Genomic DNA, 25646 nt, shown 5'->3' with positions numbered 1-25646 from the left:
CTAAGCAGGTGGGAAAGGTTTGGACCAGGCTATAGCTGCCGCTTGCCGGCCAGCGCCGATAGCATGATGTTCAGCTGTTCACGCCAGGGCGTGCCCGCCATAATCGCCTGTGATCCGCTCACGTCCAGCACACTGAAATACGGCCGTTTGGCTGCTGAAGGGTACTGCTCCGAGCTAATTGGGCTGATGTTTGTCGCCCGCTGCAACAGCCCAAGCTCCAATGCTGTCTCTTGGATCGCCACGGCAAACTCATACCAGGAAGCCTGGCCCAAATCGCACCAGTGATAAATGGGCTCGAGCCGGTCGAGTTGAGTCAGTCGCCAGATAAATTCGGCCAAGCCTCTGGCATAGGTAGGACAACCTACTTGGTCGGCGACCACAGCGAGTTCGGTTTTTTGCTGCATCAACCCCAGCATGGTATTGACAAAATTATTGCCATATTGCGAATAGACCCAGGCACTCCTGACTATGGTGGCCATGGCCGTGTCCGTGTCCGTGTCCGGAGGAATGATGCGTGCCAATGCCAGCTCACCGGTGAGCTTGGAGGCGCCATAGACATTGAGCGGCTTGGGGGCATCGCCGACGCCATAGCGGGCCCTGCTGTCACCGCCAAAGACATAATCGCTCGATATGTGAATGAAGCGAATACCTCGCTCGGCAGCAATTTGCGCCATATTGGCAACCGCAGTCTCGTTGATGGCAAAGGCCTGCGCTATGTCGGTCTCGGCCTTATCGACCTGGGTATAGCCGGAGGCGTTGATCATCACCTCTGGGTCGAATGCGGTCACTGCGGCGGCCAATGTGACCGGTTGCAATATGTCGACATCGGCGCGGCCGAGGCACAGCAGCTGCACGCCAGCCGGCGCCCGGCTCTCGTCCGCTTCTTTTTCCTTAGCCTCTTTTCCCTTCGCCGCTTGCTCCTTTGCAACAGCCGCCAGTTCCCGGGCCAGTTGGCCGTGTTTGCCTATGATCAGTACTCTCATTTTTGCCTTACAAACTCAAATAACGCCTGCTGCAACCCAACTCAGGATGCCCATAAACACCTCAAAAATCCGGGCAAAGCATACTAGCTTGGCAATTGCCTCGGCCAGTTCAGATTAGCCAGATACCAGCACAGGGTTTTTCTGAGACCAGTGTCGAAACTCTCCTGTGGCAGCCAGCCAAGCTCACGCTGTATTTTACCTGCATCTATGGCATAGCGCACATCGTGACCCGGCCTATCGGCCACGAAGCGGATCAGATCTTTGTATCTGGCAATGCCCTGAGGTTTGGCGGGCGCAAGCTGCTCCAACAACTCACAGATGGCGTTTACCACCTCGAGGTTAGTCTTCTCGTTATGACCACCGATATTATAGGTTTCGCCCAACTTGCCTCGAGTCGCGACCTGGTACAGCGCCCTGACATGATCTTCCACATACAGCCAGTCCCGCACCTGCCGACCATCACCGTACAGCGGCAGCGGCTTGCCAGCCAGCGCATTGAGTATTATCTGCGGGATAAGTTTCTCGGAAAGTTGGAAGGGACCGTAATTATCAGAGCAGTGAGTGATCACTATCGGCAGGCCATAGGTTCGCTGCCAGGCCCGTACCAGATGATCCGACGCCGCCTTGCTGGCCACATAAGGTGAGCTGGGGCATAAGCACTCTCTTCGGTAAACAGCGCGCCTGCGCCGACCTCACCGGAGCCAAGGTCGCCATAGACCTCATCGGTCGAGACATGAAGAAATCTGAAGTTGTTGCGTCGGCCCTCATCCAAAGCGAGATAATAAGCACGCGCCGCCTCCAGCAAGGTGTAAGTGCCCACTATATTGGTCTGAATAAACTCCGCCGGGCCTTCGATGGAGCGATCCACATGACTCTCGGCCGCCAAATGCATGATGATATCCGGCTGATACCTAGTCAAAGCTGCATCCACGGCGATTCTGTCACAGATGTCAGCCTGGATGAAATGGTAACGCTCACAGCCTTCGACCGACACCAAAGACGCCAGATGCCCCGCATAGGTCAACTTATCGAGATTGATAACACGGCAGCCTATCTCCTTGACGAGAAAACGCACCAACGCCGAGCCGATGAAGCCGGCACCGCCGATGATCAGAATATTCATAAAAAGCCTTAAAAAATAGCACAGCGACAACACCAACAAAAACAGTTAGATCTACCAAGCAAAATAAACAAAAAAGCCAGAAAGTATAGCTTCCTGGCTTAAAAATGAAGGGTAAGTAAAACAACAGATTCTGAACTGATGCTCGAAGCATAATGAAAAATATTTTAGCGCTGTAGCTGCTATAGGCAACGTATCGGTATATGCCAAGCAGTGCGGCTAGGCACGCAACATATTTTCCAGTTGCCCTCTGAACTCCACACCCAGCTTTGGATCCCTAAGCCCATACTCGACAAAAGCCGTCATATAGCCCAGTTTGTCACCGCAATCATGTGACTTGCCTGTCATATGAAAAGCCTCGACCGTGTCGGAAGCAATCAGCATATCTATGGCATCTGTCAGTTGGATCTCATCACCGGCGCCGGCGGGTGTTCTCGCCAGCAACTCCCAGATTTTTTCCGACAACACGTAACGACCAACCACGGCTAAATTCGAAGGAGCTTCATCCACGGCAGGCTTCTCGACCATACGCTGAATTTTAACCGACTCACCACCACATAGCCCCGCAGCATTACAATCAGCGATACCATACTTGCTGACATCGGCATGAGGCACAGGGGCAACCATGATCTGACTGGCTTGCGTCGTTTTGTAGCGAGAAATCATAGCGGCTAAATTTTCCGTTTTCTGATCGGCGGCATACTCATCCAAAATCACATCCGGTAACACCACTGCAAAAGGATGGTTACCTATACAAGGCTTAGCGCATAAAACCGCATGCCCTAGCCCCTTAGCTTCACCTTGGCGCACATGCATGATAGTTACATCTTTCGGACAAATCGCCTGTACTTCTTCCAGTAGCTGACGCTTAACCCGCTTTTCGAGCGTGGACTCAAGTTCATAGGAGGTATCGAAATGGTTTTCAATGGCGTTTTTACTGGCATGAGTCACCAACACGATTTCTTTTACTCCGGCCTTGACACACTCGTTGACTATATATTGGATCAGCGGTTTATCCACCAAAGGCAACATCTCTTTAGGAATAGCCTTAGTCGCAGGCAACATACGGGTGCCTAGACCTGCAACTGGGATAACAGCTTTCATAACCACTCCTAAATCCATGATTTTAAAAAAATACAAATTAATCTCAAAAAATTCTCTCTCGGAGGATTTTAACAAAAAGTCATTAGAACAATCGACCTAAGTCCTACGAATCCAGGTTAATATTTGCCATACATGAGCAAGTGCCCAATTGTAGCCAGCAAATATCAACAAAAAACCAGTAAACATCAACCATTCAGGTGCATTGAAAATCTCACCGGCTATCCCGAGCAGCGCCAAAACTAATGAAGCACAAGAAATTCTTACGAGTGTCTGCTTCCGGCTATAGCCAGCACGCTCGAAGATATGATGTAAATGATCTCTGTCTGGTTTGAACGGAGAATGACCCTTCTTGACACGCCGGTACATGATCGCAGCCATATCCATCAGAGGGAGACCTATGAGGTACAATGCAGTTACAGGAACAAATACTTGGCTATCGGCCTCCACTCCCAACACCAACAACCACACCACTGTTAAACCGATCAGCATACTACCGGCATCGCCCATAAACACCTTCTCTATTGAGGCATAAGGCCAACGTAAATTAAACACCAAGTAAGCCATAATTGCCGCAATAAACAGCAAAGGCAGCATGAACCAGTGATTTCCTGCCGAGTAAAACAAAATCGCCAAGGAAGAAAAGGTCACCAAGCTCAACATTCCTGCCAACCCATCGATGCCATCGACCATGTTAAAGGCATTTATCGCACCAATGACAGCAACCACGGTAACAAAAACACCTATATAGCCAAGTTTTAGCTCAAAGAAATAAAAAATATTCCCCAAGGACGTGAGATATTGTCCTGCACCAAAAATCAGGATCGAGGCCGTAATCACCTGCGCCACTATCCTTAACCGCACCGAAAGATCATACTTATCATCAAGCACACCAAGGAACAAGATCAATGCAGCTGAAATAAGATACAAATTAAACACTTGGCTCTGTTCAATGACAATGCCTGAAACCAGCAACACGCTACAGTAGATTGACACGCCACCAATCAAGGGGACGGCACCTACATGTAGCTTACGTTCGTTAGGCAAATCGACTAAACCGACATGTTGAGCAATAGGATGCAGCATTTTTATGGCGATACAAGTCAAACCAAAAGCAGCGATAAACGGAACAAGATATTCCATGATTCTCTTCCTTAAGCTGGATACAGAATGTTAAAAAATGTGCATCATTTAATCATTACGTTCAATGAGCAGCAGCATTATAGCAGCCAGCACTAGGATAAAAAACGACTAGGCTGCGTTTCGAAACTACGAATGAGAAAATCTCTATATTTTCATCGGTTCAGGTTCTCGTTTTTATGTCTTGCTGTTATCAACTGACAGACCACAATGGGCGTTTCGCGAATTCAGCTCCGAAGTGCAACGCTCGCCTAGGGGTCATCGAACATCGCTCTGGGCTGCCTGAAACCAAGGCATTTCCTCGGCCCTCATATAATCGAGCCTGCATTCTGAGCACACCCTCACCCGTTACCTACCAAAAATCTGTTCCTTTCGGAATCTACTACCGCTGCAGATATGGTTTTAGCACTGACATTCTTCACCAGATAGAGCCTGTTCTTACGCTCCGAAAGGGTGGCTATCCTACAGGTTCCTTGCTTACCTAGCACTATATCGATTTCCCCAATCACTGAAGCGCTCACTCGTATCTACCACCGCGGGTCGTTCATCAATAGAAACCGGCTGAGGTGTGACAGCACGCTTGCAATTTCTCCCCTTGCGATAGCGCTTATGTCCCTACAAAGCTTACCGCCTGTCGCTTTGTCTGCGGCGATATACCGGCAAATCCACTTGTGCCTGACTGACACATACTCAGCCGCGTACTGATGTTGTTAATTTGCTCTGGACTCCAGTCAAGAACAGAGCCAGCTCGACGGAACCAACAGTTTCAGTGGCAATGGACGTTATTTCCTAAATAAGTGACCTTCATCGCTTATGATGATCTGATCCTGTGAATAGCACACAGGAACTGACACAAGATGAGTAAATCCAAACATCGCATCACCAATTAGCCGGAATATAACAGAACCTTAACCAACCGAGGCTCGCTCACTTTCTAGATAGGTGATCAGGCAATGAGCCACTGGGACTCACCGCAGTCGAGGTCGGGGATTTCAGTACAGTGACACAGCAATTGAAACGGCGTTGATGCCCAAAGAGCAGTTCAATTTTCCCTTTCAGGCACAGGAAGGCTTCATCAACTAGGTATTTGGTTTAATTACAACTAGCGTACCAAGACTGTCTAGATTAACTACCGCAATCTCAGCCGTGGGCCGATTGCACACTTGGTTGTCGATGCCACTGGACTGAAAGTTTACGGCCAAGACGAATAGAAAACCCGCAAGCATGGCAAAGAAAAGCGTCGTACTTCGCGCAAGCTGCACCTGACAGAGAATGCCACCACGCACGACATAATTGCCGCCGAGGTCAGCCTGATGAGTGTGCTGGATAACGAAGTGCTGCCAACCTTGTTAAACTCACTGAGACGCAAGATACTGCGAGTCACGACAGATGGCGCATATGACACCAAGGAATGTCATATGCTGCTGAAACACAAGGTAGTAACCCAACAATATCATTCAGAAAAAACATGAGGTACAGGGAAGAGAACCATTCCAGAAACGAGGCCGTCGCGGCGCTGAATCGTGATTAAGTTTTGCAATGGAAGAAAGGCAATGACTACCACCGACGTTCATTATCGGAAACCGCCATGTACCGCTACAAGCAACTCATCGCTCTAAGCTGAGCCTGTGAGGCCACAACAGTCAAGTCGGTGAGACCGGCGTGAAAGTGATGAGCAAAGTCATAAGACTAGGTATACCCGTTCGTCAGATCGCCAATTAACACCGGAAATCCAGATGACAACAAGCTTACCCACGAATAATTTGACCAACTAGGCCCCACAAAACCACAGAGCTGCTCAATGGATAGCGTTCGTGAACCTGGCTACAAACTAGAATTCAGCCTCGCTTCCTCGGCCTGAAAACGTTGTCACTTTTTAGCAGGTCATTCTCGATTTCCAGTTCGGCCAAATGTCGTTTGAGCCAGACAATTTCATCCTGCGGTTTCGTCACTTTTGCCTTGGTCTTGCTCGGTATGCCCCATTTACCCTCCCGATATTCTTTTAGCCAACGAAACAACATAAAGGGGGTATGTCCAGTACTTCGCAACATCTATGACTGAACGATAGGAAAATGTAACTAGGTCACTGCTTTTTTAGAGACATTAGATTGGCATATTCCCCAAAAGTCTTCTTTGACACAACCGAAAAAGAAAAGTATTTTTCAACTTTCTTTATAGTTAAACTAGCTTGAGTACGATAACTTTGAAAATCTATTAAACAATCAGGTTCAGTCACTATATAACCATCAACACCATTTTTTACAATCTCAGCCGAGACACCTCCCATATCAGAAAGAATCGGAACAACACCATATGACATGGCTTCCAAAACGACATTAGGCATTCCTTCGTTATTGGACAAGAGAATAATATACATGCTTTCCAAGTAGTGATTTTCTAACGCTATCTTACTTACTTGCCCTAAAAATGAGATAGTTGCAGACTTTAACTTTTTACACTCGTTGACATAATTAGGTTCAAAACCATCGAGAGATGCTGAATCAGGGCCGATAACTCTAAGAGTAAACCCATCCGGTTCAAACTTTCTTTTAAAAAGCAATATACTTTCCAGAATCTTCTTTCTAGGAATCAAAGCTGCCACAATAATTACAGTTTTACTTTTTAAAGAAAAAAAACCATCTAGACTAACACTCGGTAAGTTAACACCATTGGGGATTGTAACAATCCGTTCCTCAGGTAAATACAACTTGTTCACATTATAATTCTGTATGGTCAATGAATTATTGATATTTATTCCTGAAATAAGAAGAGACTTAACAAATTTACTTAACTTATTTCCTGTATTGCAGAGAGAAAAAAAATCATCACTCCCATGTAAAGTTGTTTTCCAATAAACTTTCACTTTGAACAATTTAGAAATAATAAGCAGCAAAAAATCTGCTCCATGGAAGTGAATAATGTCTGGTCTATTTTTCATAAGGCAAAAAACAAAACCCGCAGCCCTCTTAAATCGCCCCGATCCAATGAAGTAACATTCTTTAGAGACACCCTCGCTAGTAGATACGAAAGAGTTAACACAATACATATTAAGATAATTAACCAAAGATTTAGCCTGAAGCGAAGCCCCGCTATAACCATCATAATTATGTACGACATGTAAAACTTTATACATAAACTAACCTATTCCACAATGTATGCTTGTTTCTTTTCTATCATAATGGCAAAAGCAACAAAAGAGAAAAAATACGGGAGAGCCAAAGTACCAGCTGAATTTGAAGCGATTAGAAAAGGAAGCATCAGAACAAAGCTGTTGTATCGCAATTCAAAAAATAAATAAAGTATAAACATCGAATACAGAAAACCTAGAAAGAAACCCAATTCAACAAATAAGATAACAATAAAATTGTGAGCCCCTATGCCAAGCACATTTTCACCATTACCAACACCAGATCCGAAAATTAAGTCGTAAAAAGAACTATCTTGTATATACGCAAAAAACAAATGCAATATCTTGAATTTGCTTTGAAAACTAAGGTCATCCAAGAAAAAATCAAACAAGATATAAGAAACATAAAAACCGATCATTAATAGCACAGGGAAAAGGCATACGAATAACCTTCTATATATACTAAAAAAGTATAAAACCACAGCTAAAAACATGCATATAATTGAAGATCGACTTAATGAGAGGCATACAGATACAAATGCTAAAAAAAGAGCACAATAAAAAAAACGACTTTTTTGAAAGCGCGCATTGAAATACAAAATGGAACTAAATAAGAATAAAGATTGCAAACCTACAGCATTAGAGTCCATATACATGATAGAATTAGATTTGTACATTTGGAATAGAATCCCATTCTCCTCTAATTTAACTACATCGAGAGTTAGATCTGGATGAAGAAAGCGCCAAACTCCGTCAAAAATCAGCAAAACAAGTGGAAAAAAAATAACAAGATTAATATTCTTTAGCGTTATAACGCTACGATTTAAATAAAAATAAACCAAGATGCAAGATAAAAAGGGGATAGCCAAGTTTAAAACACGTGAAAAATGTGAGTTAAGCAAAGTAAAACAAAAAGTAAACGACAAAAAATAAATAACCAATGATAGCTTAGAGATTCTCCTTCCATAGAATAGCATTAATACAAAGGCAATTATAAAAGATAAGTAAATAGGACTAAAAATTGTAATCTGAGTTAAAAAAAGACCGGAAGATGCCAACCAGAATAGACCTATTTTCTTTTTTTGTAACTTCATTCAAAAAGACCTAATCAGTATAGAAACTTGAACTAAGTAAGTGTACTATCGAATTGGCAAATTCATATTCTAGACAGCTGGTAGATTCTATTCTCTCCCATTTACCACCAACATTTTGGAAGTAAAAATTTGAATCAGACAAAGTCACTGGACCGACATGAGTGAATTGAAACTCAATTAATGAAACATTATTTTCGAATACACACATATCTAATGAATATATATGAGAAGGATATTTTTCCTTAAACTCATTAGCGGCATCTAATACTTTATAGACCTCAGCATCAAATATAGTAGAGTGAATACCACTTCCACTAGCCCTAAAATCACCATCTCTAGTGTACCTTTTCAAAAGGTAAAATTTATCACCAAAAATCAAAACCTTGTAATCATATTTCAAACCAGGTAGCAAACTTTGCACAACAAACCTTTGGGAACCAAACCCCAAATAGTCTTCCCACTCTTGGTTATATCTACTAGTTAATAAATATTTTTTTATAACTCTCTTTACATCTTTAAAGGATAAATCATCCTTATTAAACAAGCACTTTTTAATATCCTTAAACTTGCCAACAATTTTAACACCCATAGAAGAGGCGCCATTGGCTGGTTTGATCACAAATGGAAAGTCTAAAGTATTTTCTTTCAACTCACTCACATCACAAATATAATCAGATTTTATTAAGCCTAGATTATACTTTTCATTTAAAAGATACTGAAATCCTTTATTGTCGTGAGCCTTAAGAGATTCGAAAGAAGGAATTAGGAAATTATCCGCATCTAAATAATATACAATATCTTCTATATATTGCTTATGCTGAGGGCGTTGAGAACTTGTATAAATAATTATGAAATTAGATATTGAATTTAAATTGTATTTGATATAGTCAAAGTCTACAATTTCAACTAAAAAACCATAAGATGACAATTTATCTTTTATTTTTAGAGTATCCATACTACTCCAAGGCATTTTATTTTGAGCAAAAAAACCGTCAGGAGTTGTAACTATTAGAATTTTTTTCATCATAACCCAACTTTATAGCAAAAAATATAATACAAAAGTTGAAAAAAGAACCAACTATTGAATATGCAGTAATAAATTCAAAAAAAGTAAAATTAAGTAGGAGCATGAACATCACAACCATCAATCTGGCGACCAACAATAATGAGTCATAAACTAACAGTTCCTTAAACTTAGAGTACACAGTCAAATAACATGTTGAAATAATATTTGAAAAAGCTGTCATTATCCAAAATGATAAAACAACTGAAATATCACCAGAGAGTTCCCACTCAGGTCCCGCATACAAAATGAAAAATGGTTTTGAAAAAAAATAAATGAGTACGACACCGATTATAGAAAACAACAATAAAATAAGGCTCCCATATAAAAGAGTATTAAACACACTTGCATGCTCATTCCTTTTCCGATTGAGCTCACCTAATAAGTACGGTCTCAAAGCATTGGAGAAAAATGTAATTGGTAGGTAAGTTAATCGAAGCGCCATACTATAATACCCCATTAACTCCATACTAAATTTGGAAGGGATAATGATTGATGGTAACTGCGATGAAAAAGAATTAGATAAAGATTGAACTGTGCTCGAGATAGAGTTTTTAGATGGGAACATAAGACAACTAAAAGAGTATACCAGTTTCGTTTCTTTACTCACCAGTAAAAACAATATTGTTACTTGAAAAAATTGCCCTAAAACCAACCCCCAAATTAGTGCTGAACTACCCAAGTAATCAAACAGCATATATTGAGAAACAAATACAAATATTGATTTCAATAAAAAGCTATTACTTATATAAACATAAAATCTATGCACTGCTAGCGATGCACTCAGAATTTGTGTTATTGAAAATAGAAAAATCATTAATGAAACTAAAATTATTAACTCGAAATTTAGATAGTCATACGCTGAATTTAAGATCATTAAAACAAAAAACGCAAAAACAGAAACTAAAAATGATGAAAATATAGAGTTAGAATAAAAAATATTCCAATCTTTTTCATTAATAGTGGAATACATCAACTGATCGTATCTTAAACATCCTATAACGCCCACGATAAGCAGAATAGCATTTACAAGCCCTAAAACCCCAAAGTCATCTACGCTATACAATCTTGTTAGTAATGGAGTAGTAAATATAACTATCATTTGAGAAAATGCGTTTCCAGATAGTATCTTAGAAAATAATAATAATTTATTTTTCATTTCTAGCTTTAACAATCAAAAATAAAATCGAACTATATACATGCCAAAAAAAGTGTTTACTAAACAGTTTTCTATTATTATGTTGAGCATAATGTATAGCCTTTACACCAGGAAAATATTTAACCCTTGTGCCAAGTAAAGATGCTCTAAAGCAAATATCAACATCTTCGCAGTACATAAAATACCGAGTATCAAAACCACTAAGCTCATCATAAAAACCAAATTTAAACGCCAAAAAAGACCCTGCAGCCCAATCGACATCCGTTGGGTTAGTAAGTACCTCTTTTTTATATAATGTAGAATTACCAAAGCCAAAGAAAGATTTAATGAATGTGCTAAATTTGGGGAATAGCCTGATGGAATAATCATGCTCCGAAAAATTTAAATCTTTGTAAAGATTTATTGCAGCAACATTAGGTTTCATAACTTCCAAAGAATTGTATAACTTTATGCAGCTTTGAACACTAAGTTCTACATCAGGATTCATTACGATAAAGTAATCATCATCACTACAGTCAAATTCTTTTTTGCAGAATTCAAATACTTTATTATTATTTTCACCGAAACCAAGGTTGGGATGGTCTTCAATGTAATAAATATTATTTTCTAAACAATACTCTTTGATATTCTCATTGGTGTTAGTCTTAATTATGATCGTAACAAAATCTAAACTAGATAACCTTCCTAGACAGCCAATTTTTTTAATTAAATCGAAATGATTATGTGAAACTACAGAAATAATAAAATTACTCATAGCAATCCAATAATTCGTTATAAAAATCAAGATGCTTCTTAGCCATAACGTTTACCTCAAAATTCTTTTCAAATAACTCAAAAGATGATCTTGAAAACAAGGCCAAATCAGACTTAACTTTTACAACTGCACCTACGAGAGAGTCTATATTATCAAGCGAGAAAATACCAACATCTCTGTTATTAAAAAATTCTTTATAAATATTTAAATTCGAGCAGATCAATGGAATTTTGCATGACAATGCTTCAAGCATTGCCAAACCAAATCCCTCTGAGTAGGAGGACATACAATAAATATCAAGATACTTATAATACTCTTTTGAGTTATTTTGAAAACCTGTAAATATAATTCGCTCACTAACACCTTCAGCTAATGCTAAGTTCATCAATGATTCTTTCTCAGGACCATCACCAATTAAAATCAAAGCACAATCACTAAGATACTTTAGACTTTCGATCAACTGATGAAATCCTTTACGTTTTATCAGTAAACCTACTGCACCTAATATTGTGTACCTCGAGCTCAGAGATTTTATTTCATTCTCAAACTCTAATTCTACATTACTGAATTCAAACCTACCTATTCCGTATGGAATTTTGCTATATCTCTTCTGTCCTAAAAAACAACTATAATAGTTCACCATTTCGTTAGAAGAGTATACTAAGGCATCAAAGCGTTTAAGCATTAACATCCACAAGGTAGAAATGATATAACCTTTAACCTTTCCATAATTATACTGCATGTCTTCCAAGATATAATTATGCATTCCTGATATCAATATAGCCCCTTGACACAACCTATTTTTGTTTAATGCTAGGTATACATCAGGCCTAAACATTGTGGTTTGCACAATGTTATATTTCCCATAGTCAATATCACTTATGCTTTTTATTTTATATGAATCACAGTCAAACTGAACTTCTCTTATATCATCAAAATAATAAACATCCACGAGGTCAATCAATTTAACCAATTCATTAACCAAGTAAGCGGTAAATACCACTGGTCCTCTATTAGCCAATGAGGGCAGTATAAAAGCGGCTTTCAACTTTCTTTTCATAATTTATTTTTCTTTTTATATAAGAATAAAGATAAACGTCTATATAAATATCGAAATTGGTATTGAGAAATTAGAGCCGATAAAAAGAAATACATAAAAGAAAATAGCATATTACCACCTTTCCAGTATGAACTTCCTTTAAGTAATAAAACCCTAGATTTTTCATAAAAAAACTGATTAAAACGCTCTACCATCATGCTGCTTGAACTTAACAACTTCACTTCGTCATCTAAATAATTACGATAAGCCACTTCAAATGATTTCAACTGTTTAAAACCATAAAGGTCAACTGTATTACCACCTCGAATCCTTACCTTATATAATGGCTTTTGAATATTGTGGAGCTTAAAGTTCTTTTTTATACAGCGTAAAAGAAAATCATAATCTTCAACAGGAGGGAATCTATATAAACCCACTTCCTTATATAAACTTTTTTTACACATCCATATATGTAGTAATGGAGAAGCATATTTTAAAGTTTTTAATATATCCTCATGCTTTTCAATTGGCATATATCTACCAACTTCATCACCAGCCTCATTGATAGTTATCGTTCCAGTTCCAACAATATCAACGTCTGAGTTATTTAAAAAATCATACATTTCATCTATTCTATTAGGAAAAGAAACATCGTCTGCATCCATTCTAACAATATAGGTCCCGGCTGATATTGAAATGGCATAATTTAAAGTCTCTGCAATTCCCAAATTCGTTTCATTCTGGTACAGCTTCACTCGATTATCAATTGAAACTATGTTCTTGCATACGGATACTGTATTATCCGTCGAACCATCATCGACAACAATAATTTCTAAATTTTCATATGTCTGCTGCAATATACTTGATATTGCCTCATAAACATATTTCTCAACATTAAAGGCAGGAATTATAACACTAACAAGAGGCTTCATTTCTCACACCAATTGTTCAAGCTAATTCCTTTAATATCTTTTTCAGATAAAATTGGGGCTTCTAAGATAGGCCACTCTATGTCAATTAATTTATCGTCCCACTTCAAGGTTATCTCAAACTTAGGACTATAGTAATCCGTACACTTATATACAAATTCAGCTTCATCACTAGTTACATAAAACCCATGGGCAAAACCTTCAGGTATCCATAATTGACGTTTGTTCTCCGCTGATAAATATACACCAACCCACTGACCAAATGTATTGGAATCTTTACGTATATCAACAGCAACGTCAAATACCTCACCAGAAACAACGCGCACCAGTTTCCCTTGAGTATTTACTGCTTGATAATGTAAGCCTCGTAGTATGCCTTTCTTTGACTTAGAGTGATTATCCTGCACAAACTTTGTTGGTTTACGAGTTACAAGTTCCTCAAATTTTTGTTGGTTCCAGGTTTCCATAAAAAAGCCACGCTCATCACTAAATACCGTTGGTTCAATGATCTTCACATCTGGGATTTTCGTATCGATAACGTTCATTTATGAATACTCTTGAATTTTAGTTAAGGCTACTTTCCAATCACTTTGTTGAATACCAAATATTCTATCAATTTTATGACAGTTTAAGCGTGAGTTTGCTGGACGTTTCGCAGGGGTTGGATAATCTAGCGTTATAATTGGATTAACTTGAATGGGCTTGTCTAATAGCCCCTGCTCCACAGCGATATCGAGTATATTTTGTGCAAATGTATGCCAACTTACATATGGAAAACCAGAGAAATGATAAATACCATAAGTATGATCATGATCATCACGAGCAAGCTGATTTGAGATTATCAGTATTGCGTTTGCTATATCACCCGCATAGGTAGGGCCACCAAACTGATCAGCAACCACAGCTAAGGAATCTTTCTTTTTAGCAAGCCGCAATATGGTTTTAACAAAATTATTACCATGCTCACCAAAAACCCACGCTGTTCTTATTATAATATGTCTAGGACAAGCATTAGCAACCACTTGCTCACCTGCTAATTTACTACGACCGTATTCTCCTTGAGGTGCAGTCACATCTGACTCAGTATAGCTGTTAGAACTGCTGCCATCGAAAACATAATCTGTCGAAATATGGATGATGGTAGCATTAACTTTGCATGCCGCTAGCGCAAGATTTTGTGGGCCGTCTCTATTAACAGAGTAGACTAGTTTAGTATCTTGTTCAGCTTTATCAACTGCAGTGTAAGCTGCTGCATTAATAATTATATTAGGTTGAAATTCTGTGACGATTTTATTGACTTGAATTGGGTCGGTGATATCAAGCTGTTCACGGTCTAAAGCTAAAAAAGATATATCAGTCTGTGCTTCGAGTTGATTCACTAAACAACGACCCAATTGGCCATTTTTACCAGCTATTAATATTTTCATTCTTAAGCGCCGTTTGCTAAACGCTCCAAATATTGACCATAGTTGTTTTTCATCATTGGCTTAGCCAATTCAGCGAGTTGTTCAGAGCTCAACCAGCCATTACGCCAAGCTATCTCTTCTAGGCAAGCCACTTTTAAGCCTTGCACATGTTCTATCGTTTGCACAAAAGAAGAGGCCTCATGCAAACTTTCATGCGTACCGGTATCTAACCATGCAAAGCCGCGACCGAGTAATTCAACATTTAAATTACCTTGATTCAAATACATCTCATTTAAGGTAGTAATTTCTAGCTCACCACGGTTCGATGGCTTAACGTGCTTTGCCATTTCAACAACACTACTGTCGTAAAAATATAGACCTGTAACCGCATAATTGGATTTAGGCTTAGTTGGTTTTTCTTCTATCGATATGGCTTTCATACCTTCATCAAATTCAACCACGCCAAATCTTTCTGGGTCTTTGACTTGATAACCAAAGATTGTGGCCCCCTTTCCTCTATTCGCTGCACTCTTTAATGTTCGACTAAAGGATTGTCCATAAAAAATATTATCACCCAAAACTAAACAAACGGAATCTTTACCGATAAATTCTTCACCAATTAAAAATGCTTGAGCCAATCCATCTGGTGATAGTTGCACTGCATAAGTAAGATTGATACCAAAATCTGAACCATCACCTAATAAACGTTTAAAACTTTCATTATCTTCTGGCGTTGTTATAACCAATATATCTCTTATCTCAGCAAGCATTAATGTTGACAATGGATAATAGATCATTGGTTTGTCATATACTGGTAATAACTGCTTTGACACCCCTCTTGTGAGAGGATATAAACGAGTTCCTGAACCACCAGCTAAAATAATTCCTTTCATAAATCCTCAAATGCCACACGTTAAACATACCAAATATAAAAAATGTCTCGTTTAAGAATTAATGCCTAAGCGTTCGCGTTGATAACTTCCATCTTGTACATGTTTACACCAATTTTGGTTAGTCAAATACCATTCGATAGTTTTACGTAAACCCGACTCAAAGGTTTCCTCTGGTCGCCAGTTTAACTCACGACTCATTTTACTTGAGTCAATCGCATAACGACGGTCATGACCAGCCCTGTCTGTGACATAAGTAATTTGCTTTGCATAAGGCACATTTCTTGGTGCTAGCGTATCTAAAATACTGCAAATAGTTTGTACTACTTCGAGATTTTGTTTTTCGTTATGACCACCAATATTGTAGGTTTCCCCCACTTCACCGGTTGTGACTACTTTATAAAGTGCTCGAGCATGATCGTCTACATACAACCAATCACGTATTTGATCACCTTTACCATAGATTGGAAGAGGCTTACCTTCTAATGCATTGAGAATCACTAAGGGGATTAACTTTTCAGGAAAATGAAAAGGGCCATAGTTATTAGAGCAATTAGTAACTATGGTCGGTAAACCGTAAGTGCGCAACCATGCCCGAACTAGATGATCACTTGAAGCCTTTGAAGCTGAATAAGGGCTACTTGGTGCGTAGGGTGTTGTTTCGGTGAAAAGAGTTAACTCTTCTGGACTTTGAACCTCATCAGGATGAGGTAAATCACCGTAAACCTCATCAGTAGAAATATGATGAAACCGAAAGGCTTTCTTTGCTTCCGCGGCTAACTCGTTCCAATATAAACGAGTTGCTTCAAGCAGGTTATAAGTGCCAACAATGTTTGTTTGAATAAAATCACTTGGGCCTGTGATTGAACGATCGACATGAGACTCCGCAGCCAAGTGCATCACTGCATCAGGTTTATGCTGTTTGAAAACGCGGTCTAATTCAACTCGGTCGCAAATATCAACTTGCTCAAACGAATATTTTTCATTTTTTTCCACATTTACAAGTGATTCAAGGTTACCAGCGTAAGTTAATTTATCTACATTAACTACACTATCTTGAGTGTTATTGATGATATGACGAACGACTGCAGAACCAATAAAACCTGCACCACCAGTGACAAGAATTTTCATTTTTCACAACCAAAATCGATGATTATAACCATGCTAAATGATTATATAAGAATTATAAATATTGAAAAGTTTCAGTTTACCATCTCAGTCTTTCAAACTTTTCTGAGAGACTATTATTCATTTTGAGACAATCTATTCTTTGCTATCATTGTAAGCCATTTTAGGACAGTATTTAGAACGCTGCGCTTTTAGAAATTACAAAAGCAGAGAATCTCAATCTTCTTTCCTTGCAAAATGCCTGATAAGCACAAACATTACACCTAACATGCCACCCAGCATAGTTCCTAATACACAAATAAGAGCACGTTTTGGTTTGGCCTTTTCTTCTGGCACTAATGCCGGGTCTATAGTCTTAAAAACGTATTCATCACGCACTTCGGCGAACATGATAGTTTTTGCTTGTTCTTCGACTAGCTTGTAAAGAATTGAGCGAATATCGGCAACATTTGTGAGTGCAATCTGTTTGTTTAAAAATTCACTGCTGCGATTGGCCTCGGCAACATCACGGTCCTTCATCACCTTGTTGATGTCTTGTACCAACCAAGTGACCCACTGTTGGGCAACGCTAGGCGATAGATGTTCCACAGCTACCGTCACCATGCCGGTGTCTTTAGCCGCATTCACACTGATGATTTTAGTAAACTCTTTATAAGCCTCCTGCATCGATGGTTCGGGTTCGTACGGTGCCTTTACCTTACGCATCCAAGTCTTGGTTTGCTCGTTATAAATATCAGCATCATAAATAAGCTTGTCATTTGTCATGTCCCATTTTTTTGCAGCCATGAGATCAGCCAATAGATCATGTTTTAGAATAAAAGCACTGGCAAATTGGCGTGACTTCATCACCTCTATCGCCATCTGGGTCTTATCTACTCCGCCCTTGCCCCCAAGATTCACTCCGGCAAGGCTTGCTAAACCGCCGAACTGTGATGCTAAGCCGCTTAAACCACCATTTTGCTCTTCAGATGCCGGTGCAAGTAATGCTTCAGACTTGTAAATATTGGGCTGCATAACCGCAAAAATAACTGAGCCAAATGCGAACACAACAGTAATAGCAACGATCAGCCACTTACCTTGCCAGATGACAGAGAAAAGTTCACGGAGATCGATTTCGTCGGAACTTTCCATCTGCGGTGGGGAGAGGAAGTTTGTATCATAAATAGGTTGAGGTATTTGTTTAGTCATAAGTCTTTTTTATCTGGGAAGTAGAACGCTTCGCTTCTAGAATCTAGAAGCGAAGCGTTTTTAAAGAGATTCCGCATCATTCTTTTTTACAACCTGGCGATGCTGGCCAATGCCACAGCGCTGTTGTATATGATGCTGGTGACTTGCGCCCAGAGGGTCAGATTGTCTTTATACTCAGTGTCGAGCGGCACTATGATGGTATCGCCGGGTTGCAGCTGCTCCTCACCGCTGAACCACGCCGAACGGTTCGGCAGCAATACCGAGCCGTTGGCCTGAATAACATAAGTCCTGTCTTCATCGGCGCGCTTGCGGGCACCACCGGACATGGTCAGATACTGTTCCAGCGTCAAGCCCTGTTTGAACCTGTGAGTCGCCGGATGCTGCACCTCTCCCATGACGGAAATGGTCTGTTTGGTCGAGGGTACGTATAGAATATCGGCATCTTCCAGCTGAATATTGGCCTGTTCAATGCCGATTGAAATTGCAGGCAAATCGACCACCAGACGACCGACAGCCTGAATATTCTCCAAATCGGTCAGCATCAACTGCGCATCGGCATAATTGACCACATTGCCGTCTTTGGAGACTCCGCGGGTGGCTATGTCACGACGCAGTTGATCGGCAAGCTTCTGGATCTCCAGTTGCTCCTGCTGGCGTACAGATTCGCGCACGAATACGGCCGATGGCAACGAAGCATATTCGGTAAAACCGCCAGCACGTTCGAGCACTTGGCTTAGTGTCTCGCCACGGCTGATATTGTATTTCCCGGGGAATTTCACTTCGCCGCGAATTTCAACCACCTTGCTCTCTTGCCAATCCGGGATGGTCATCACTGTCAATATGTCCCGCCCCACCAAGCGAAGATTGGCATCGGCTTTTCCTTTCAGAGCCTGGGTTAAATCGACATTTTTATGCCTGATACTCGAACCGGCAACATCTGTCACTGTGGTGGTTAACTCGGCTCTTGCGGTATAGGCGCCTTCTTTCAAGCCACCTGCAGCGGCCACCAAGTCTGTGACTCTGGCATTTGCCGTCAGCGGATAGACTCCGGAGTGACGAACCTGCCCATTGATCGCTACTATCTGAGCGCCGTCACCTGCCCGCCCCTGACTATTGAGTTTAATAATTACAGGGTAAAGCAATTCATCTCTTCCCATCTGACCACTTAACTTGATGAGATCTGCGTCCTCAAACAGGTTAGCCAACATCTTATTGACAACCCCCTTCAGCACGGTTTCTTCATCCGTGAGCTTTTGGTCCGCCAATACCACTCCAGCAAGCTCGGTGCGTTGGTTCAGTTTGCTGTTATCCAGTTGCGTAAAGCCTGCCTTGAATAAGTCAGAACCGAGCAAGCTGTCGTCACTGAGTGAAGTCACTTCTTCCACTCTCTGCTTGACCAGTTTATTGAGCTCGAAACGATTGTTGGCTTCTTCTGTAAAGTTAAAGAGGATGATCTTATCACGGGGTCGCAAAACTAAATTTTGACTGGCATCTCTTGCTCCTATGGCTTTTCCCGGAGCAAATTGGTGCACTTCGATATCACCATACTGGTTTATCTCACGCACTATCAGGGCATAATCCAGATCGGCAGACACAGCCAAATCGCCCCAGATTGAAGGAAGCAGATCGCTGACTGTTTGCCCCTCAAACCACTGGTATTTGCCCGGACGCACCACGGCACCCACTACAGTAATCGCACTCTCATATTGCTCCGAGGCGCTCTTCACCCGGATCACGTCCCCTGCCCTGGCGCGGGTGTTTTTGCCTTTCTCTGAGGTCAAGTCGACATTCAAGATAGCCTTGAGCGATTTTGCATTGTAACGCTCGACTGAACTGCTCTTGGGGTAAGCGCCCGGCTTGATCCCGGCGGCCATGTGAATAACATCGGCCATGGTTTCATCGGTTTTGAGCTCATAAATCGCCGGGCGGCGAACCTCACCGGTAACGCTCACCAAGCCACCAACGGACGGAATGAATACCACATCCCCCGAGTGCAAACGTAGATCACCCGAGGCGTCGCCTCGCAGCAATAGATCATAAAGGTCCATCGAACCTATAAGCTTGCCATTGCGCTTCAGCTGTACGTTGCGCAATGAACCTATCTCATTGATGCCACCAGCTACAAACAGCGCCTGGGTCAAGGTAGACAAGCTGGAAACAGTATAAGAGCCCGGCTTGTAGGCATCGCCGGCGACAAAAATACGAATAGAGCGCAGCTCACCCATGGTGATGTTGGACTCAATGCCTATCATCTGCTGCTGAATGCGCTTGCTCAGTGAGTCACGCATTTCGGCAAAATTGAGTCCCATAACAGCAATAGGGCCCAATTCCGGAAACTGGATCACGCCTTCACGGTTAATTACCAGGTCGTATTCCTTGTTCTCTTTGCCGTAAAGTTGCACCTTGATGTTGTCACCCGGACCAACCAGGTATTCATTGGGTACCGGCGCATCGGAAACAGGGGCAAAAGTGCTTGGTTCGCCGGCAAATAAATCATAACCGAAGCGCTTCAATTCACTCTTGTCAGTGCTTTCACTGAAATCGAACTCTTTCTTTTTTTGTCCCTTGTCAACGGAAGTTGACTCCTGCTCACGCTCGTTTGGGTACTCACCTCTTGGCTGAACCAGTTGTGGGTTTTCCAATGACTGCTGACCGCGATTAACACCATCAAGTAGCGCAGGATCCAGACCATACTGCTTCGCCAGTCTCTGCTGTTCTGACTTGGGCAAACTCTTGAACTGTTCCAGCATTTGCGGAGATGGGGTGATGGCATGAGCCTGGGCCCCAAGCAACACCAAGGCACCAAGGCCAACTAAGATGAATTTTTTTACTTGTTGTAACACCTGTTATCTCCGTTTAAAAATAGTGCTAAGGTCCAGAAACTCTACGAATGGCTAATTGTTGAACCTAAGGCCTCAATAGCGTGATTTAGGGACGCCTTGTTCTTCAGACACGTTACCGTTTATTCCGTACATTCATGTACTTCATCCTGCGAACCCGCTGAAGCGGTTAAAAAACATTCCAAATGTTTTTATCGCGTGGCGGCCTGAGTTCTTCGGTTTCGCCAGACTCATGAAACTTTTCATGAGTTAACAATCTCTCTAATTTAACAGCCAGCTCGACATCCATGTCTCTCGCTAAAAAGCCCACCCTTGGCAAAAGTTATCACCTTTCAGGCACGCTACCGCCCATGGATTACGGCCTCCAACATGCCCTTCACTGAGTGAAAATATCTTTGTAAACAGTAACGTATAAACCTCATACCTTAAAATCTTTCTTGGCTACGGCTATACTATAGTGGCTCAACCTTATATCAGGCTGAACGGGTGTATCTCTCCCGGCATTCACGAACTTTACCTACGGCGAGCCGGATTATACCCGAATAAAAAAACCAAAAAGCTCAATCTCTGACCTAACACGCAGGTTCGGTTTAGATTTCAAGCAGTTGTACTCTACCTCTACATAAGCCAAAAATGAAATACTGATAACATATTGATAAATATCACTTTCCCATTCAATCCACTCTATCTTTCCCTACTACCTGCAGTCCAAGCGTTACAATGTATCACTAAATCAGGGCGAATATCTCACACGTCTGCAGGTGCATCACTCACAGATGCGTTTGACGCTGCTCTGTGGCACGGCCACCTTTTTCTGCTGCCCCAAAATATCGAACAACACAAAACAACGTTTGTTGGCACACTGCTCTTCAAAAATGCCTTCAAGCTCGGCAAAGGGGCCCTCGCTGAACCTAATCCTGTCGCCAGATTTAAGCTCAACCTCAATAGGCTCAAGCCCGGAAAACGCGCCCTCAGTTGTGCTTAAGGACAACTCCCTCAGCTTCAAGCCATGGATAATTCTGTCGTCTATCGGCGTAATGTCCTCTTTGCACCCCACCAAGCGCACCACGCCACGGGTAGAGTGAATTCGGCCGACACTGGTCTGTAAGGGATCGAAATGAATGAAGATATAGCTGGGAAATAGCGGCGCTTTAGACACTCTCAACCCGCCCTTGGTGCGCTTTTGGCAAGTCATCATGGGCAGATAGGTTTCAAGCTCTTGCAGGGCTAAATTCTGCTGCGCCCTCTGTTCTTCCCGAGCTTTACAGTACAAAAGGTACCAGGCTTTCATCTCATTTCTCTCGTTCCTGCCAGCCAACTGACGTCCTTTCACACGGGCGAGGATGATAACAAAGATACCCCTGCTTATGAAATAATTTTTTAACCCCTATGGCGCCAGGCTAACCCTCGCCAACACTGGGAAAGACACAGGCCGGCACCTGCTGAAAATAGCGCCAATCAAACCGCTAAAATTGACTTTCGCAGCCTTAAGAGGGTATATAGATTGGGATTTTTTAGCATTAAGTGCTTTTTAAGGTCTAAAAAACAACTTTTATTATAAAAATATAACGAGTTACCTAAGTGCGGCTAACAAGAACATCATGGGAATAGCATCAAAACCAAGGGGTTTTATCATTTCGACATGGCACGGCTGTACTAACATTAGCAACAACAACTTTTCTGCGGCCCCCCCTCTGGCATTGTGGGTCCGCAGGCAATAACAAGCTTAAGGTGGAAGACTTCATGAGCGCAGCAAAACCACAAGGAACGATGCTTGGGCATCCCAAGGGACTGTTCCTACTCTTTACGACAGAGTTATGGGAAAGGTTCAGTTATTACGCTATGCGCGCCATTCTGGTGCTGTATTTGGCGGATAAAGTACAGAGCGAAGGTGGCCATGGTTTAGGCTGGTCACAGGCCGATGCCCTGTCCTTGTACGGTACTTTCACCGGGCTCGTCTACCTAACCCCTTTGTTGGGTGGCTGGTTGGCTGACAATGTGCTTGGGCAGCGCAAAGCCATTTACATAGGCGGTGCGCTGATGGCCATGGGCCAGTTCATCTTGTCCGCGCCTCACAGCTGGATCCCAGGCCTGGAAACCACGGCCTTTTATTTAGGTCTGGGTACCCTAATTTTGGGTAACGGTCTGTTTAAGCCAAACATCTCCACCATGGTCGGCGATTTATATCCGGAAGGCGATCATCGCCGTGATGGTGCCTTTACCATCTTCTATATGGGCATCAACGTCGGTGCCTTCCTGTCCGGCATCATAGTCGGCTCTGTTGTCAGCGCCTATGACGGCAACTTCCAGGCGGGTTTCTTCTGCGCCGGTGTCGGCATGGTCCTCTCACTGATCATTCAGTTTTTCTTCGCACAGAAATTATTGGGTGATATAGGCACAGTGCCTGCAGCCAAGCTGGAGAAAGAGAAAGATGCCGCTCGCGGTGAAGTACGTAAGGAACCACTCACTAAGGTTGAACGTGATCGCATCAAAGTCATCATGGTCATGGGTCTGTTCACCATCATTTTCTGGGCTGGCTTCGAGCAAGCCGGCGGCCTGATGAATCTGTTCACCAATGATTTTACCGATCGCATGATAGGCAACTGGGAAGTCCCCACCACCTGGTTCCAGTCACTGAACGCCATGTTCATCGTCATCTTTGCCCCTGTACTCGCCTCCATCTGGATACGTTTAGGCAAGAATGAACCTAACTCACCGGTCAAGTTTGCCATAGGCCTGTTACTGTTGGGTATAGGCTTCCTGTTCATGATAGGCGCCGTTATGGAAATGGGCGGCGACCCAAGCGCTAAATCAAGCATGTGGTGGTTAGTAGGCGCCTACTTCTTCCATACTATGGGTGAGCTGTGTCTGTCCCCTATCGGCCTGTCTATGGTAACCAAACTGGCACCACTGCGCATCGCGTCCCTTATGATGGGTGCCTGGTTCCTGTTTATCGCTGCCGCCAACAAGATTGCCGGTGTGGTAGGCTCTTTCATAGGCAACGGTGGCGAGAAGGAAGAGCAGCTGGCCAACGCCATGTCTATCTTCGCCGGCATAGCCATTACCGCAGCCATTTCTGGCATGATACTGTATTTCATGGCGGATAAGCTGGTCGATTGGATGCATGGCGCCGAAACCAAAGAGCATACCGAGGCCGAAGTGCTGGAAGAAGAAATTGCCGTAACTGCAGAGCATGAAGCGATAGCCCTGAAGCGCTAGCTCTTAGTAAGAGTTCTTAGAAAAGTTAAACTGATACCGGCTGACAAGAGAAACCTGCTTTATGCATGCTTTCCCTTGTCAGCTTTTTTATGCGACCTAAACAACTGCAACTTACATCTCTGTTACTTAAGTCACTGCGACTTAAGTACTTAGTAGCTAGCCAGGAGAAAGACTTACCGGTAAATGACATCAGTAAAGTGGTATTAGCAAAGCGGCATTCACTGCCTAAACCCGAACTGTCCCTTGACTTAGGAAACTCATATTTATCCGCTGGCCCTGAGCCTTAGGCTCACTCACAAGCATTGCCCACAATCAAGCCATCAGAGTCGCAGCTGAATGAAGCCTCCGGCCGGAATATTGACATCATAGACCAAACCCTTGAATTGATTTTGCAACAGCAGTTGCTTATGCAGGGGATCATGGGTAGCGATACACAACTGCTCTCCCGGCATTAGGGTCCTGAATTGGATGCTGGGTTTACCCCAGTCCAAGATGCCGAGTTGCAGTGACTCAGGCAATGCCAGTGGGCTCAATCCCTCATTGTTGCGTAGATAACAGCGTAAGCCCTGTCCTGCCTGTGCTATACCGGCACGAAACTTAGTCAGTTCAATGCTGATGTAAATGATATCGACATAAATATCCAGGCCGGATTTGACCATGCGCTCATTCAGGTAACTGAGCATGTTGAAGGGTTCGATTATGGTCTTACTCAAACCGTTCCTGAAGAGTTTCAGCTTCTGATTCACGAAGCTCCTGAGCAACACACAACCGAAGGCGGCTCTGTTGTCTTCGGGGTGAAAATGCGCCATATACAAGATCAGATGCTCACTACCGACCATGGTGGAGTCGATAAAATAGGCGCTGATATCGTTATCTTTAAATAAACTGTAATCTATCTTGGCATGGGGGTAACTGATGTTGGATGCGGGAAACAGCTGTTGCTGCACACTCTTGGCGGCCTGGGCGTTTTGTTCGAGTAGCGCCAGATTGTCATTCAGTTCTTGATAGGAGAGTTCTTCCAATTGAGACAGGACAGGATCTGTGTGAGTCACCTCGGCAAGGCACTGGTTTATTGCCTGCTCTATGATGTACAGATCCGGAATGGGCTTGACCAGGTAGTCACTGGCGCCTAAACGCAGCGCCTCGACCACATCGGCCATGACATCGTTGCCTGAGATAACGATGGAAGGCACCCGGGCATCCAGGCCGGACATGGCCTTGAGCATGTCCAGGCCTCCCATGACAGGCATGCTCAGATCGGCAAGTACCACATCGAAGCGTTGCTGGCTGAACTTGGACAAGCCTTGTTCACCATCGGCGGCCTCGCAGACACTGGCGCCGCGACTGCAGAGAAAACTGGCGACAACTTGCCTGAAAACAGGATCATCTTCGACCAAGAGTACCGCAACATCCTTTAACGCCATAACCAAATCCCCATAGGAGCGGATAGCGTTAGAAATGATCAG

At 42.5% G+C, this 25646-nt stretch carries 19 protein-coding genes and 2 pseudogenes; 2 read left to right on the top strand and 19 right to left on the bottom strand.

The annotated features are described in order from the left end of the window. Positions 1-29: 29 nt before the first annotated feature. The 4 genes and pseudogenes from rfbD (LZP73_RS11050) to wecA form a co-directional block, all read right to left on the bottom strand. Entirely contained in the window at positions 30-983 is a 954-nt protein-coding gene (gene rfbD, locus LZP73_RS11050; protein WP_234235039.1) for a dTDP-4-dehydrorhamnose reductase, read from the bottom strand. Between the two features lie 83 nt (positions 984-1066). Continuing rightward, positions 1067-2106, bottom strand: a pseudogene (gene rfbB, locus LZP73_RS11045) (dTDP-glucose 4,6-dehydratase). A 216-nt stretch (positions 2107-2322) separates the two neighbouring features. Next, positions 2323-3207, bottom strand: coding sequence for a UTP--glucose-1-phosphate uridylyltransferase GalU (galU, locus tag LZP73_RS11040; RefSeq protein WP_234235037.1), 885 nt, complete (start codon positions 3205-3207; stop codon positions 2323-2325). Between the two features lie 96 nt (positions 3208-3303). Further along, positions 3304-4347: a UDP-N-acetylglucosamine--undecaprenyl-phosphate N-acetylglucosaminephosphotransferase gene (gene wecA, locus LZP73_RS11035; protein ID WP_234235035.1), complete on the bottom strand. Its 1044-nt coding sequence runs from the start codon at positions 4345-4347 to the stop codon at positions 3304-3306. Between the two features lie 854 nt (positions 4348-5201). Between wecA and LZP73_RS11030 the strand changes: the two are divergent. After that, a pseudogene (locus LZP73_RS11030) lies at positions 5202-6066 on the top strand (IS5 family transposase). Positions 6067-6427: 361 nt separating this feature from the next. Here LZP73_RS11030 and LZP73_RS11025 read toward each other — a convergent pair. The 14 genes from LZP73_RS11025 to rfaH all read right to left on the bottom strand — a co-directional run bounded on the left by LZP73_RS11025 (position 6428) and on the right by rfaH (position 22252). Continuing rightward, positions 6428-7477, bottom strand: a complete 1050-nt coding sequence (locus LZP73_RS11025) for a glycosyltransferase family 4 protein (RefSeq protein WP_234235033.1) — start codon at positions 7475-7477, stop codon at positions 6428-6430. An 8-nt stretch (positions 7478-7485) separates the two neighbouring features. Continuing rightward, a complete protein-coding gene (locus tag LZP73_RS11020; protein WP_234235032.1) occupies positions 7486-8565 on the bottom strand; it encodes a hypothetical protein in 1080 nt (359 codons plus the stop codon). A gap of 10 nt (positions 8566-8575) precedes the next feature. Further along, on the bottom strand, positions 8576-9592 hold the full coding sequence (locus tag LZP73_RS11015) for a hypothetical protein (RefSeq protein ID WP_234235031.1): 1017 nt from the start codon (positions 9590-9592) through the stop codon (positions 8576-8578). Then, the gene (locus tag LZP73_RS11010; RefSeq protein ID WP_234235030.1) at positions 9558-10787 is read right to left on the bottom strand and encodes an oligosaccharide flippase family protein; all 1230 of its coding nucleotides are present in this window, start codon (positions 10785-10787) and stop codon (positions 9558-9560) included. Before LZP73_RS11010 ends, LZP73_RS11015 begins: the two co-directional genes overlap by 35 nt. Continuing rightward, positions 10777-11541, bottom strand: coding sequence for a glycosyltransferase family 2 protein (locus LZP73_RS11005; protein ID WP_234235029.1), 765 nt, complete (start codon positions 11539-11541; stop codon positions 10777-10779). The genes LZP73_RS11010 and LZP73_RS11005 overlap by 11 nt, the downstream gene beginning before the upstream one ends. Then, positions 11534-12601 carry a glycosyltransferase family 4 protein gene (locus LZP73_RS11000; protein ID WP_234235028.1) on the bottom strand — a complete coding sequence of 356 codons (1068 nt, stop codon included), beginning with the start codon at positions 12599-12601 and terminating at the stop codon, positions 11534-11536. The genes LZP73_RS11005 and LZP73_RS11000 overlap by 8 nt, the downstream gene beginning before the upstream one ends. Next, on the bottom strand, positions 12598-13512 hold the full coding sequence (locus LZP73_RS10995; protein WP_234235027.1) for a glycosyltransferase family 2 protein: 915 nt from the start codon (positions 13510-13512) through the stop codon (positions 12598-12600). Before LZP73_RS10995 ends, LZP73_RS11000 begins: the two co-directional genes overlap by 4 nt. Further along, entirely contained in the window at positions 13509-14054 is a 546-nt protein-coding gene (gene rfbC, locus LZP73_RS10990; RefSeq protein ID WP_234235026.1) for a dTDP-4-dehydrorhamnose 3,5-epimerase, read from the bottom strand. Before rfbC ends, LZP73_RS10995 begins: the two co-directional genes overlap by 4 nt. Next, on the bottom strand, positions 14055-14936 hold the full coding sequence (rfbD, locus tag LZP73_RS10985; protein WP_234235024.1) for a dTDP-4-dehydrorhamnose reductase: 882 nt from the start codon (positions 14934-14936) through the stop codon (positions 14055-14057). It abuts the gene before it with no gap. A gap of 2 nt (positions 14937-14938) precedes the next feature. Next, positions 14939-15808: a glucose-1-phosphate thymidylyltransferase RfbA gene (rfbA, locus tag LZP73_RS10980; protein ID WP_234235022.1), complete on the bottom strand. Its 870-nt coding sequence runs from the start codon at positions 15806-15808 to the stop codon at positions 14939-14941. Positions 15809-15859: 51 nt separating this feature from the next. After that, positions 15860-16936: a dTDP-glucose 4,6-dehydratase gene (gene rfbB / locus LZP73_RS10975; protein ID WP_234235020.1), complete on the bottom strand. Its 1077-nt coding sequence runs from the start codon at positions 16934-16936 to the stop codon at positions 15860-15862. Between the two features lie 213 nt (positions 16937-17149). After that, on the bottom strand, positions 17150-18121 hold the full coding sequence (locus LZP73_RS10970; RefSeq protein WP_234235018.1) for a Wzz/FepE/Etk N-terminal domain-containing protein: 972 nt from the start codon (positions 18119-18121) through the stop codon (positions 17150-17152). Positions 18122-18207: 86 nt separating this feature from the next. Further along, entirely contained in the window at positions 18208-20964 is a 2757-nt protein-coding gene (locus LZP73_RS10965) for an SLBB domain-containing protein (protein WP_234235016.1), read from the bottom strand. A gap of 763 nt (positions 20965-21727) precedes the next feature. Next, entirely contained in the window at positions 21728-22252 is a 525-nt protein-coding gene (gene rfaH, locus LZP73_RS10960) for a transcription/translation regulatory transformer protein RfaH (RefSeq protein WP_234235014.1), read from the bottom strand. A gap of 452 nt (positions 22253-22704) precedes the next feature. Here rfaH and LZP73_RS10955 point away from each other — a divergent pair, with 452 nt between their 5' ends. After that, positions 22705-24180, top strand: coding sequence for a peptide MFS transporter (locus LZP73_RS10955; protein WP_234235012.1), 1476 nt, complete (start codon positions 22705-22707; stop codon positions 24178-24180). A gap of 320 nt (positions 24181-24500) precedes the next feature. Here the strand turns inward: LZP73_RS10955 and LZP73_RS10950 are convergent, their stop codons facing one another. After that, complete coding sequence (locus tag LZP73_RS10950; protein ID WP_234235010.1) at positions 24501-25604, bottom strand: response regulator; 1104 nt, start codon at positions 25602-25604, stop codon at positions 24501-24503. Between the last annotated feature and the right edge of the window lie 42 nt (positions 25605-25646).

Origin of the sequence: Shewanella sp. AS16, assembly GCF_021412365.1 — a bacterium.
GTDB lineage: Bacteria > Pseudomonadota > Gammaproteobacteria > Enterobacterales > Shewanellaceae > Shewanella > Shewanella salipaludis.
The sequence above is the reverse complement of the archived record's forward strand: the minus strand, read 5'-3'. Positions and strand labels throughout refer to the sequence as shown.